This is a genomic window from Leeuwenhoekiella sp. NPDC079379 (assembly GCF_044542075.1).
Classification (GTDB): domain Bacteria; phylum Bacteroidota; class Bacteroidia; order Flavobacteriales; family Flavobacteriaceae; genus Leeuwenhoekiella.
This window is the reverse complement of sequence record NZ_JBITTU010000002.1, coordinates 362,279-375,884: the sequence shown is the minus strand read 5'-3', so window position 1 is coordinate 375,884 and position 13,606 is coordinate 362,279. Positions and strand designations below refer to the sequence as shown.

The window sequence follows — 13,606 nt, the reverse complement described above, 5'->3', positions numbered from 1 at the left end:
AGAATTTGCTCAATCAAACGAAAACGATTGAAGTAAATAAGACGTTGATTATTTTTTGATGACTTCTAACAAATATATCGGCAGAATCAAGAATTGTGTAAAAGATTTGTAGCAAGCCAACCGTAATTTTGAAGCATTGCCTGTATACACTGGGCTAACGCCAATTTTTTTAACAAAAATCGCTTCATTTTTAGGCGAAAAACACACTTTTTTGACCAATTTTTACATAGTTTTTGGTGAAAATTTCGCGCTAAAACGACAACTTGTAGTCAAAATGACTATAATTTTGAAATTTTTACGCTTTCAAAAATATTAATGTATTTTTTACATTCTTCGCAGAAGGATATAATTTGATTACAATTTGTATCGCATACAAAAATTGCTCATAACACGCATTTAATTTGATCTGGAATAACACGCACTCAAAAAAAAATACCCCGGAATAACGTCTCGGGGTATTTTTAAAATTTCACTAGATATTTTAACTAGAGTCTATAAATATCAGGTAAAAGCAGTCATCGCTATTTATCAGTTCTAAATGGCAATGCAGGTAATCCTTGAGTATTAAATACATTTACAGTATCAGGATTATCTGCCCACGCATACCGCACATACAATGGTTTTGAAACTTGCTCACTTGTTAATACAATCGTGTTTCCTACAACCTGAGCTTCCGCCCAATAAAATTTACCATCTGCTCCTGCTACAGCAAATCCCTGGGGTTTAGCCCCTTGTATTTGAATTGAAGAATTAAATAAGTCGTAATGAACGATTGCTTTATTATCTTCAATTTTTAAAGATTTAAATCGGGGTCCGCTGCTCACAACATCTTTATGATAGACCAGTTTTTTAGCTCCTAAGGCAAGCCGATGACCTACATCCTTTTTATTTAAAGGGTGAATATCATTCCACTCACCCACATCTATTAAAACGGCCATAGCCGTATTTTTTAAATCCAGCACAGCTTCCTGCGATTCGCGCATCTTGGCCCAGTCACTCTCTGTAGGTTCTTCATAAGATTTAAGAAAATTAGCAAGTTGCGCCAATAAGAAAGGAGTATCCCCTTGCACCCATTTAGAGCGCCAGTCATTAACTAAAATTTTTATCAACTCATTATACTCATCTGCATTGCTCACATTAGACTCACCCTGATACCAGAGCATACCGGCTATTTTATAATTTAATAATGGGTTTATCATGGCGTTATACAATCCGGTAGGTTTCCACCTAATAAAAGTAGGAGAAGCTAACGGCTCTTGGATTGCTCCCAGTTTATACTGCCACGTGCCTTTAAGGTCTATCACTGTATCCTCAAAACGAATTTCATAGTCTTTATCTTCAACAAAACCCCCACGTCCCTGCTCATTAATTACCCGAACTACAAGCTGGTTCTTTTCTTTTAAAATACCTTTTGGAATCTCATAACGTCTTGGTGGATATTGATAGGTCGTGTTTCCAATAAATGTCCCATTAATAAAGATTGAATCTGCATCTACAATCCTTCCCATTTCTAGATGCGCTTCTTTTCCTATGAGTTCTTTAGGAAGATTAACTGTCTTCATAAACCACACAACACCATTAAGAGCGCCTAGATTAGTTTCTGCCCAATAGCCCGGTATTTGCATCGAATCCCAATTTGAAATCTCAAATTCTCCCGATTTCCAGTTATTCTTTAAGCCGGTATCAGCGTTATTTAATTTTGAATACCAGTCTTGCTGCCGTTTAATATCGCTAGTTGCTATACTATCTCTATAACTTTGACTTTTAAATTTTTGAGCTGAAGCCTGTGCTCCGGGAAATGATTTTAGTGCATCATAATCTAACCAGGATTCTATAGGAGAACCACCTAAACTGGCGTTAATGATCCCCACAGGAACATTTTGATCTAAATGAATTTCTTTAGAAAAAAAATAGGCAACTGCAGAAATATCTTCAATAGTTGCGCTGTTTACCGCAACCCATTTACCACCCGGTAAATCTAATTGAGGGCCTGAAAAATCATATACTTTCGGAACTTCAAAATAACGAATATCAGGAAAATTTGCTGTGGCGATTTCCTCTTCATAAAGAGGTTTTACACGCGACATAGGCAACTCCATATTTGACTGTCCTGAGCATAGATAGACATCGCCTACCAGTACGTTGTCTACAGTAAGCGTTTCTAAGGCAGATGTTATAGTAACTGAGGACGCTTCGGCTTGATTAGGAGTGTTAAATGTTGTGATCCAGATTCCTGTATTATTAGTTTTCACTTTTTTGTGCTTTCCTAAAAAAGACACCATTACAGGCGCACCGGAATCTGCATAACCCCAAATATTGATTTCAGTATTGCGCTGTACGACCATCCCATCACTTACGAGCTTAGGTAGTTTTAGTTGAGCTTCAATCCGAGGTATTGAAAATAACATGAACAGACAAACTAAAATACTGTTTGTGCTTTTATATATATATGTATTCATAGTCCCTACTTTTATTTAAAAAAATGATGTTTTGGCTTATGTGAACGTGTTATTCTTATATCGTAAAGACCACTAATAATTAAAATTATGATATGGTCATTATTACTATATGTGGTTAAATTTAATTAAATTTGATTGATCACCTCTTAATTCGTGTTATTAAATTTAAAATCATGCAATCGATTTCGTTTAAATGTAGCTTATAGCTCTTTTTAAAGCGACTTACTCACATTCAGAACAGTATACCATGAAAAAACTTTTATTCTTAATAATGCTTTGCGTTTCTATGCATTCTTACAGTCAGGATGCATACAATTTATGGTTACAATACCATCCAATTCAAAATGAAACCCTGTCAAAAGAATATACCGCGATTCTTAATACTGTGGAACTTCGTAGTACTACACCCACTTCAGCTGTTATAAAAAACGAATTAAATATAGCTGTACCAGCTATGCTTAGTATCAACCCCAATTTTGCTACCTCCTCGCCTACACTGCTTATCTCTAAAGTAGCAGATCTTTCTGAAGCAGAATCAGAACAACTTAGTAGCACTCAGGAAATAGGTTCAGAAGGTTTTTATATTAAACCTATTCAAGTCAATAAAAAGAAGCTTCTTCTTATAACGGCAACAACAGATAAGGGACTTTTATACGGTACCTATTACCTGTTAAATCAAATACAGCAAAATAATTCCCTGCAAAACATAGATGTGCTTGAGAATCCGCAATTACAAAAAAGACTTTTAAATCATTGGGATAATCTAGATCGCACAGTTGAGCGCGGTTATGCCGGTTTTTCTATCTGGGATTGGCACCTGTTGCCAGAGGTCATTAAAAAAGAATATATAGACTATGCACGAGCTAACGCTTCAATAGGAATTAACGGTACGGTTTTAAATAATGTTAATGCAAGTGCCGAAATTCTAGAACCCTTTTATCTGGAAAAAGTAAAGGCACTCGCAGATGCTTTTCGCCCTTATGGTTTACAAGTATATCTCACTGCACGCTTTTCTGCTCCTATTGAGATAGGTGGCCTGGAAACAGCAGACCCCTTAAATCAAGAGGTGCGTAATTGGTGGAACCAAAAAGTAAACGAGATTTACACGCAGATACCTGATTTTGGAGGCTTTCTGGTAAAAGCTAATTCTGAAGGCCAACCGGGTCCTAATAATTATGGGCGTTCGCACGTAGATGGTGCAAATATGCTGGCTGAAGCCCTTGAACCTCATAACGGTATTGTAATGTGGCGGGCATTTGTATATTCAGACGAAAAACCAGACGACCGGGCAAAACAAGCCTATTCTGAGTTTGTACCTTTTGATGGGACCTTTAAAGATAATGTGCTGGTTCAAGTAAAAAATGGAGCCATCGATTTTCAGCCCAGAGAGCCGTTTCATCCGCTTTTTGGCGCTATGCCCAATTCCTCTTTAATGATCGAATTTCAAATCACTCAGGAATATTTAGGAGGCATTTCACATCTAACCTTCTTGCCTAAATTATTTGAAGAAACCCTGCAGGAAGAAACGTTTAGCCAGGGAGCAGGTAGTACGGTGGCCAAAGTCATTGATGGGTCATTAAGTTCTAAAAAACTTACCGGTATTGCAGGAGTATCTAATATAGGAACCGCCCATAATTGGACGGGGCACCCATTTGCACAAGCCAATTGGTATGGCTATGGCAGACTCGCGTGGAATCCCAATTTAAAAGCTGAAAATATTGCGAAAGAATGGCTTAAAATGACCTTTACTTCAAACCCTAAGTTTGTAGAATCGATGACCAGACTTCTTCTAAATTCACGCGAAGCTGCCGTAGATTATAGAACTCCACTAGGATTGCATCATATTATGGCAGCGGGTCATCACCAGGGTCCGGGACCGTGGGTAGATTATCTGGGGAGAGCAGACTGGAACTCGGTGTATTATCACAAAGCAGATAAAAACGGCATTGGGTTTGACCGAACTAATACGGGTAGTAATGCGCTAGAACAATATGCGCCAGAGCTTCAGGAACTCTATAATGACCCAAAAACAACACCTGAGAACTACCTACTTTGGTTTCATCATTTACCCTGGGATTATACCATGAACAATGGCAATACGCTATGGTATAATCTTGCGCAGCACTATCAAAATGGTGTTGAAACGGTTGAGAGTATGATTGCAACCTGGCAGCAAATGAAACCCTATGTGGGAACTGATGTTTTTACAGAAACCGAAATGCTTTTAAAACTTCAGCTTAAAGAAGCAAAATGGTGGCGTGACGCGTGTTTACTTTATTTTCAGGAATTTTCACAACTAGAAATGCCGGCATTTATTCCTAAAGCGTCGCATACTCTTGAGTATTACAAAAATTTTAGAAATAGGTATGCACCCGGAATCAATCCCTCGTGGGATTAATAAAATAGAACTTATTATCAGTTATGAATACTAATACAATGTATCGAAAGCGCTTAAATTTCACGTTGGTGTTGCTTCTGTTAAACTGCACGCTATTTGCGCAGCAAAAATTAATTTCAACTGAATTTGTAACTGGAAGTTTTACCCTTGCATCTACTAAAGATACAGCGCCTGTTGTAATAGACTCCAGCGATTTTGAAGGTGTTCTGCTGGCCGCAGATAACTTTATTAAGGATATCGAACGGGTAACCGCTAAAAGCAGTTCTAAACGCTATAATGTTGAAAAAATAGGATCTATAATTATAGGTACTATTGGTAAAAACAGGTTTATAGACAATCTTATTGAAGAAGGAAATCTTGATGTAGACTCAATCAGAAATTCCTGGGAAGCTTTTACAATTCAACAAATAGATGGAAACCTAATCATTGCCGGAAGCGATAAACGCGGCACCATTTACGGAGTATATACTCTTTCTGAAGCGATGGGCGTATCTCCCTGGTATTGGTGGGCAGATGTACCCATAGCGAAGGCATCAGAATTGTATTTTACTGAAAATATGTACGTCAACCCGGGACCTAAAGTACAGTATCGGGGAATATTTATAAATGATGAAGCGCCCGCACTATCTGGTTGGGCTGAGGAAAAATTTGGTGGATTTAACCATCAATTCTACGCACACGTATTTGAACTTATCTTAAGACTGAAAGGAAACTACCTGTGGCCTGCAATGTGGGGTAAATCTTTTAATGATGACGATCCTCAAAACCCTATTTTGGCAGATAAATACGGTATTGTAATGGGAACTTCTCATCACGAACCCTTAATGCGTGCACAGTCTGAATGGAAAAAATATGGGAGTGGTGAATGGAATTTTAATACCAATGCAGAAAAACTAAATGAATTTTGGAAAACAGGAATTGAGCGTATGGGTGCTCAGGAAAGTATTGTAACTGTTGGGATGCGGGGAGATGGCGACGAACCGATGACCGAGGGAACAGCTATTTCACTACTTGAAATTATTGTAAGTGAGCAACGTAAAATCATTGCCTCAGTGACGCAAAAACCGGCAGAAGAGACACCACAGCTCTGGGCATTATATAAAGAAGTACAGGACTATTACGACCAGGGAATGCGCGTTCCTGAAGATATCACGCTGCTTCTGGCAGACGACAACTGGGGAAATATTAGAAAACTGCCGCCTTTAGATGAGGGTAACCGTAAAGGGGGTTACGGTATTTATTATCATTTTGATTATGTGGGCGGTCCACGCAGTTATAAGTGGCTAAACACAACACAAATAAGCCGGGTGTATGAGCAAATGTCACTCGCTTATGCTTACAACGCTCAAAAAATATGGCTTGTAAATGTTGGCGATATTAAGCCTATGGAATACCCTACCAGCTTTTTCCTTGACTACGCCTGGAATCCTGAAGCTTTTACGCTGAGTGACTTAAAGGCCTATCCTCAAAAATGGGCAGCCGGCCAATTTGGTGACACCTACTCAGCTGAAATTGCTGAGCTGCTGCAAACGTATTCAACATTGGCAAGTAGACGTAAACCCGAATTATTAGATTCAGAAACCTATAGTCTAGATAATTTTGAGGAAGCTGACACGATTTTAAAAGAGTATGCAAATCTTGAAGATCTGGCTCTAGCTATTCAGCAAAAATTACCCGAAACTCATCAAGCTGCCTATTATCAATTGGTTTTATTTCCCATTCAAGCACTGGCAAATCTTAACCGTATGTATATCGCTTCCGCGAAAAATAAACGCTATGCAGAGCAAGGCAGATTATCAACGGCTGACTATGGTAAGCAGGTTGAGGAGTATTTTGAAAAAGATAAAAAACTTACTGAAAAATACCACCAGCTCAACGATTCTAAATGGAATCATATGATGTCTCAAACCCATATAGGATATACCTACTGGCAACAACCCGAAGAGAACACGATGCCATCAATTGCATCTATAATTATTCCCGAAGCCGGAAGTCTGGGAATTTCTACTGCGGGAAGCACCGATTTTTTTCCTGAAAAAGACACCTTAAATATATTAGCCTTTGACAAATACCATAGTCAGCAGACCATTACTTTATTTAACCGCGGAAAAAAACAGATTACTTACAACGTAAAAAATCTTCCAGAATGGCTTAGTATTTCGAACAAAAAAGGAACATTAACGAAAGATCTTCAGCTTACACTTCAATTAAAAAAAGATGAAATTCCAAAATCTAAAACGACTGCACAGTTTATAATTTCTCAGGCCAATTCTAATGTCATACTTCAAGTAAATTATGAGCCATTTGAAGTAGATACTGAAGGACATCTTGAATATAATGGTATAGTTAGCATCCCGGCAACGGCATTTACAACTCAAACAGGTTGGGAACTTCTACCCGATTTAGGACTCCTAAACAGCGCAATAAGACCTATACATAAATTTAGTAAAGACATTAACCCAAAAAATACTGTGATTACCTATGACTTTACGGTTAAAGAAGATTTTGAAGGTAATCTTGAGTTTTTGTTATCTCCTACCCTAGACTTTCTTAATCACGGAGGTCTAGAATTTAGCTATTCACTAGATAATGATGAGATTAAGACACTCAATTTAGAGAAAGATGGTTTGCAGGATTGGGATGAAGTATTGCGTACTAATAGAAATCGTATTAAAACTTACTTACGTTTAAAAGCGGGAAAACATACACTCAATATCTATGGTAAAGATCCCGGTATTGTACTTCAACATATAGTTTTACAAGCTTCCTCAAATAAACAAGAATTATATCTCGTTCCTCCAGAAAGTTTGGTTAATGAGAAGTAAACATCAAGCAGTAAAATAAAAAGAGAGGCTAATGCCTCTCTTTTTTTGCTCTTAATTCTGCATTTACAAACCTTCTAAGGTTTTTATGCTGCCGTCTGATTCATATTCAAGCTCAACAACTTTCATACTACGTAACCAGGTTTTACCTCCGGAAGGTTTTGAATCATGGTAAAACAAATACCACTTACCTTCAAACTCGAGTATAGAATGATGGGTTGTCCAGCCTACAACCGGTGTCATTATAACTCCCTGATACGTAAACGGCCCATAGGGGCTATCTCCTGTTGCATAGCATAACTTATGCGTATTTCCTGTAGAATATGAAAAGTAATACGTGCCGTTGTATTTATGAACCCATGATGCTTCAAAAAATCGTCTCTCGTGGTCTCCTGCTATTAATGGCTTGCCGTCAGTATCTAAAATTACAATTGGTTTAGATTCTTCTGCAAACTCAAGCATATCATCAGAAAGCTTTGCTATGCGAGATGGCAAAGCTGGTTCGTCATCTGCAGGCTCAGACGGATTCTCAATGGCTTTACCATCACGGTAGCGTTGCAATTGACCGCCCCATAAACCTCCAAAATACATATAGTAATTTCCATTATCTTCAAATATGCAGGGATCTATAGAAAAACTCCCTTTCATAGGTGCGTCCCTGGGTATAAAAGGACCTTCAGGTTTATCGCTGGTTGCTACTCCTATTCTAAAAATATCTGTTTTATCTTTTAGCGGAAAGTATAGGTAATAAGTACCGTTTTTAAAAGCGATATCACAATCCCAAAGTTGTCTTCCACCCCATGGGATATCGCTCACGTGTAAGGCCTCACCGTGATCAGTTACTGCACCGTCAATCTTTTCCATAGAAAATACGTGATAATCGCGCATATCAAAATGGTCGCCATTGTCATTTTCTGCAATACCCGATTCTACATCGTGAGACGGATAAATGTAAATTTTTCCATTAAAAACGTGTGCAGAAGGATCTGCCATATACGCGTGATTGGCTAGATATCTTGGTTCTTTCATGAATAATGTATTTGTGTAATTCTAATTTAATGCGGTCTTCAATAATTTATTTAGTGAAAATTGTGTCATTAGCAGTTGTTGCATACAAGCCTACTAGCGCTCCTGTAAAACCACCGGCATTGTTTGTAGATAATATATCTCCAGACACAGTACCTCCCAGATTTATAAAATTGTTACTATTTTCTTCGGAAAAACTAAAGCGATATGCATCGCCCAGAGCTTCTACTTTAAGATTTAAATTGGTTGTATTTTCAATCGCAACGGAAGCTATAAGAGTAGATTTTCCATTTTCTGTTCGCTCAAGAAGCAGGTGATTTTTATTACCATTTTTGGTAACTCCAAAAACATAATTAAACCCTTCATTCTGCAGACATACAAGTCCTGCCAGCTCCTTTTCCGATTTAGGATTGAAGGTAAGCGTCGTTGTAAATGAGAAGTTTTTGTGTTGTTGTCTGTGAAATAAAGTTGATGTGGGCTTCTTCTCTTTTATAGAAACTGCAAAGGGTTTAATTTCTAAGCCTGCTATTGTTTGTTTTATAAAATCTTCACGCGGTCCTCTTAGTCCAATCCAGCGGTAATCAAGCGTGTCACTCTTAAAGTTTTCTGTATATGTATAATTTCCATTAGGAAAATATCCCGCTTTCCCTGTTTGATTAACCACACCCTCAGGCATTTTTAATTTAGGTTTTAAGGGCACTAAGCCGTTCTCAAATACCGGAAATTCTCCAGACCAATCAACCGGTAAAATGAAAGTTTCTCTCCCAGTATTTACACGATCCTGCTCGTTAGGGCGTACACCTAAGAACACTCCATAGTATGTGTCATTAGGACCCTGTATCAAATCTGCGTGACCCGCCCAGTCTACTTTGTCTTTTCGGTCTTTGGGAAAATGACGCTGTGTTAAAATAGGATTTGATGGCGCAGGCGTATAAGGACCTTTAGGATTATCACTCACAAAAATCACTTCACTGTGCCAATCACCGGTTCCGCCTTCAGCACACATTAAATAATATAAGCCATCTTTTTTATAAATATGCGGTCCTTCAATCCATATAGGATTATCGGCAAGATTAACACCGCCATTAACAATCACCTGATCTGAACCCGGTATAATTTTATCGGTCTCCACATCGTATTCCCAAATTTTAATTACGCGATGACCGTTGTATAGCGGTTCGCCATCTGGAGCATCATTATGCACTACATAAGCTTTACCATTATCATCAAAAAACAAACCGGGATCGATCCCACCAAAATCTAGTTTTATAGGATCACTCCAACCCTTTTTAGGATCTTTAGTTTTTACAACCATGTTGCCAATACCGCTGGCAATTTGCGTTGTAATCATATAGAATGTGTCGTTATTAGGGTTATAGGTAATTCCTGGTGCATAAATACCTTCGCTAATACCAGAGTTTTCAACCTTCAATTGAGATTTACGATCTAAGACGTGACCCAGCTGCGTCCAGTTTACTAAATCTTTAGAATGAAATATAGGAACTCCCGGTACCATAGCAAACGAGGAACAAACCATATAATAATCATCGCCTTTACGGGTAATTGCAGGGTCAGGATAACAGCCTTGTAAAATGGGGTTGTAAAACTCTCCTTCAGCTAAAGGATTATTTTGGTATACCTCATCTTTTCCTTCATAAATAGCCTGTTTAAATACCGGATTACGAGATGCCGGCGTCTTAGGCTTACTTAAATTATTTTGTACTAAAAACGAACTAAAAAGTAGTACTGAACTGACTAATACAATAGATATACGTGTATTCATAAAAACATATTTAATTCAAAAGATTGAACTATGTTACCAAAACTGTACGGGCAATTCAGTTTATTTTTTAAGTGCCAGTTTAATTATAGAATCAACTACCGGTTTTGCTTTATTCTCTCTATCAAAAAGTAAAGGGTAATCTGTACGACCGGCTATAGGCCAGTCATTTCTCCACGAGTTTCCATCATTAACACCCCAAAAAGTAATTTTTTCCATCTTATCCTGATGCTTTAAAAACACTTTAAAAAAGTCGAGATAGCGGTTAGTAAACTTTACATTTAGAGAATCTGGGATTCCATTTATATACGGGTTCATCTCCTCTTTATACTCGGCATTATTGCTTACTTCTGCCCCATCTAAGTTTTTAGGAAATGGCAATACGGTTATGTCAAATTCGGTAACTGCAACCTTTAACCCTAAATCTGCAAAAGCCGTGATACTTTTCTCAAATTCAGCTACCGTAGGTTTATCTATACCTACGTGACCTTGCATTCCCATACCATCTAGCTGCACACCCTCACTTTGAAGTTTTGAGAGCATTTTTATAATTCCTGCTCTTTTTTCTGGGTATGAAGTGTTATAGTCGTTGTAATACAATTCTGCTTCGGGATCTGCCTCGTGAGCAAATTCAAAAGCCAACTTTAAGTAAGAGTCTCCCAGAATTTCATAAAATTTACTTTTACGCAATTCACCGTTATCTAATACCGCTTCATTTACCACATCCCACGATTTCACTCTGCCCTTATAACGCCCTACAACAGTACTTATGTGACTCTTCATCCGTTCGGTAAGTGCTACTTTATCTATTTGATTACCTAGACTATCTTTAAAAAACCACTCCGGAAGTTGTGAATGCCAAATAAGCGTATGCCCATGTACCACCATATTATTGTCTTCACCAAATTTTACAAAAGCATCTGCTGCCGTAAAATCGTAAGTACCTTGTGCTGTAAATAAGTTTTCACTCTTCATACAGTTTTCAGCAACAATAGAATTAAACTGCTCTTTTATGAGTGCTATGTCACTAGTTGCACGACCTTCTATCTGATTTAGATTTAGTGCAGTACCTATTAAAAACTCACCTTCAAACGCATCTTTTAACGAAAGCATTTTTTCAGCAACAACTTCATCCTGCTCCTCTGAATTATTGGTTTTACAACTCAAAAAAGCAAACGAAATCAAACCTACAAGAAAGATGTTTTTAAAAATGGAATTCTGTAACCTATACATAATTTTTAATTTTTGAAGTTTATAATTTAATCTATCGTAATTCACCATTTTATTCACTCTAAAGTGACCAAAAACTTCTAAGTATATCGATTTCGTAAAATGAAAATCACATAATAATTAACAAGACCATTCTTCTATTCTTTCAATTTACGCAAAGCCATTATGTAGATTATTAAAAAAATTGCTTCTACAAAAAATGTAAACAACTAAAATATTTACTACTTTTAAATAGTTATAGTTTATTTGACTACAAGTATAGTATTATTAATTGATATTTACAGGCTATTCTTAAATATTGATATAAATATATTTTTAACTTACTGTAAAACAGCATTAAAAAAACAGTTTAGTAATCTCAAAATCTTAACTCTAATCGAACATAAAATTCTGGTAACTCAAAGATGTACCTGATTTGCGCATTCATTTATAAAAATTAATTATGAAAAAATATTTAGTTGTTTTAATCTTTTTAATAAATGTCTCGCTGGTTTTAGCCCAAGACGTCACTAAACATCGGGTTATTATTTTATCAGATATTGAAGCTGATCCAGATGATACACAATCTTTTATTCGTTTGTTTTTATATGCTAATGAAATTGACTTAAAAGGTCTTATTGCCACAACTTCTGTTTGGCATAAAACAGAAATCAACCCCGAGTCTATTCATAAAATAATTAATGCGTATGCTAGAGTTCAGCCAAATCTTTTAAAACACGCAAAGGGTTTTCCCGAAGCTTCTACTCTGTCCTCTTTAGTTAAAAAAGGGCCGTCTGTCTATGGAATGTTAGGCGTAGGTGCAGGAAAAGAAAGTGAAGGTTCTAAGTGGATTATTCAGGAACTAGAAAAAGAAGATTCCCGCCCGTTATGGATACCTGTTTGGGGAGGTGTAAATACTTTAGCGCAGGCCTTATTTACTATTAAAAATACACGCACTGCCGCCGAAACAAAACGCCTTATTGCAAAACTTAGAGTATATACTATTTCAGATCAGGATGATAGCGGCGTCTGGATACGTAAAAATTTTCCCGATCTATTTTATATTGTAAGTCCCGGGGACGATTACGGTAGTGCAACCTGGATTACCATAAACAGTGTAATTCAGGGAATTGATAATTCGCAAATAAGTAATACGTGGTTAGCAGAAAACATTCAGCAAAATCACGGTCCTTTAGGTGCTGCTTATCCTGATGTTGCGTGGGGAGTTGAAGGTGATACTCCCTCTTTTCTATCTTTAATCCCTAACGGTCTAAATGTTCCTGAACATCCCGAATGGGGCGGCTGGGGTGGCCGCTATGAATTGTATAAACCCGATTTTTCAAAACAAAAAAAAGGAAATTCTGGAGTGCCTTTGGAAGCAGAAACACGTCCTATTTATACAGATGCTATAGACAGGTATACACCCTACAAACCTAATGAATATGGCAGAAGTGTAAAGGTAGACACCACTATCACATATGCTGATAATAAAGCTACGTTATGGCGCTGGAGAGCAGATTTTCAGAATGATTTTGCAGCGCGTATAGACTGGTCTGTTCAAAGCTACGCAGATGCTAATCACAATCCGATAATAAAATTGAGTCACTCTGATAGCTTAACGGTAAAATCTGGTGAAGGTTTTGCTTTAGATGCCTTTGAAACTACAGATCCTGATGGCGATAATCTTAGTTTTTTATGGTTTAATTATCCTGAAGCCGGTTCTTATAAAAAGCTAATTAAAGTAGATGGTGCAGAAAATGTACACAATGCATATGTGATTGCACCTCGTGTTACAAAGCCAGAAACCGCTCATTTTATACTCAAAGTAACCGATAAAGGAGAACCGGCATTGTCTAGTTATAAACGTGTAATTGTAACTATTGAACCTTAGGTTTAAGGATATATCAAAATA

The 13,606-nt window shown here is 37.3% G+C and carries 7 protein-coding genes; 3 read left to right on the top strand and 4 right to left on the bottom strand.

Translation table 11 applies throughout. The annotated features are described in order from the left end of the window. Window positions 1–521: 521 nt before the first annotated feature. Window positions 522–2,459 (bottom strand): sialate O-acetylesterase, encoded by a 1,938-nt coding sequence (locus tag ACIGAM_RS05050; RefSeq protein WP_396510369.1) that lies wholly within the window; start codon window positions 2,457–2,459, stop codon window positions 522–524. Window positions 2,460–2,706: 247 nt separating this feature from the next. On the opposite strand from ACIGAM_RS05050, the gene ACIGAM_RS05045 reads away from it, so the two are divergent. Both ACIGAM_RS05045 and ACIGAM_RS05040 read left to right on the top strand, forming a co-directional pair. Continuing rightward, a complete protein-coding gene (locus ACIGAM_RS05045) occupies window positions 2,707–4,857 on the top strand; it encodes an alpha-glucuronidase family glycosyl hydrolase (protein ID WP_396510368.1) in 2,151 nt (716 codons plus the stop codon). A 23-nt stretch (window positions 4,858–4,880) separates the two neighbouring features. Further along, a complete protein-coding gene (locus ACIGAM_RS05040) occupies window positions 4,881–7,682 on the top strand; it encodes a glycosyl hydrolase 115 family protein (protein ID WP_396510367.1) in 2,802 nt (933 codons plus the stop codon). Window positions 7,683–7,745: 63 nt separating this feature from the next. Here ACIGAM_RS05040 and ACIGAM_RS05035 read toward each other — a convergent pair whose 3' ends face one another. From ACIGAM_RS05035 to ACIGAM_RS05025, 3 genes are read right to left on the bottom strand one after another with little or no spacing between them, the layout of a single operon-like run. Next, window positions 7,746–8,708 (bottom strand): glycoside hydrolase family 43 protein, encoded by a 963-nt coding sequence (locus ACIGAM_RS05035; RefSeq protein ID WP_396510366.1) that lies wholly within the window; start codon window positions 8,706–8,708, stop codon window positions 7,746–7,748. 46 nt (window positions 8,709–8,754) lie between these two features. Beyond that, window positions 8,755–10,488 (bottom strand): glycoside hydrolase family 43 protein, encoded by a 1,734-nt coding sequence (locus ACIGAM_RS05030; RefSeq protein WP_396510365.1) that lies wholly within the window; start codon window positions 10,486–10,488, stop codon window positions 8,755–8,757. 60 nt (window positions 10,489–10,548) lie between these two features. Further along, the gene (locus tag ACIGAM_RS05025) at window positions 10,549–11,718 is read right to left on the bottom strand and encodes an endo-1,4-beta-xylanase (RefSeq protein ID WP_396510364.1); all 1,170 of its coding nucleotides are present in this window, start codon (window positions 11,716–11,718) and stop codon (window positions 10,549–10,551) included. Between the two features lie 439 nt (window positions 11,719–12,157). On the opposite strand from ACIGAM_RS05025, the gene ACIGAM_RS05020 reads away from it, so the two are divergent. Beyond that, window positions 12,158–13,585 (top strand): nucleoside hydrolase-like domain-containing protein, encoded by a 1,428-nt coding sequence (locus ACIGAM_RS05020; protein ID WP_396510363.1) that lies wholly within the window; start codon window positions 12,158–12,160, stop codon window positions 13,583–13,585. The last annotated feature ends 21 nt before the right edge of the window (window positions 13,586–13,606 follow it).

What these genes read in the sequence shown, in the direction of transcription:
- ACIGAM_RS05050 (WP_396510369.1), bottom strand. Translation starts at nt 2,459, where the DNA reads ATGAATACATATATATATAAAAGCACAAACAGTATTTTAGTTTGTCTG.
- ACIGAM_RS05045 (WP_396510368.1), top strand. Translation starts at nt 2,707, where the DNA reads ATGAAAAAACTTTTATTCTTAATAATGCTTTGCGTTTCTATGCATTCT.
- ACIGAM_RS05040 (WP_396510367.1), top strand. Translation starts at nt 4,881, where the DNA reads ATGAATACTAATACAATGTATCGAAAGCGCTTAAATTTCACGTTGGTG.
- ACIGAM_RS05035 (WP_396510366.1), bottom strand. Translation starts at nt 8,708, where the DNA reads ATGAAAGAACCAAGATATCTAGCCAATCACGCGTATATGGCAGATCCT.
- ACIGAM_RS05030 (WP_396510365.1), bottom strand. Translation starts at nt 10,488, where the DNA reads ATGAATACACGTATATCTATTGTATTAGTCAGTTCAGTACTACTTTTT.
- ACIGAM_RS05025 (WP_396510364.1), bottom strand. Translation starts at nt 11,718, where the DNA reads ATGTATAGGTTACAGAATTCCATTTTTAAAAACATCTTTCTTGTAGGT.
- ACIGAM_RS05020 (WP_396510363.1), top strand. Translation starts at nt 12,158, where the DNA reads ATGAAAAAATATTTAGTTGTTTTAATCTTTTTAATAAATGTCTCGCTG.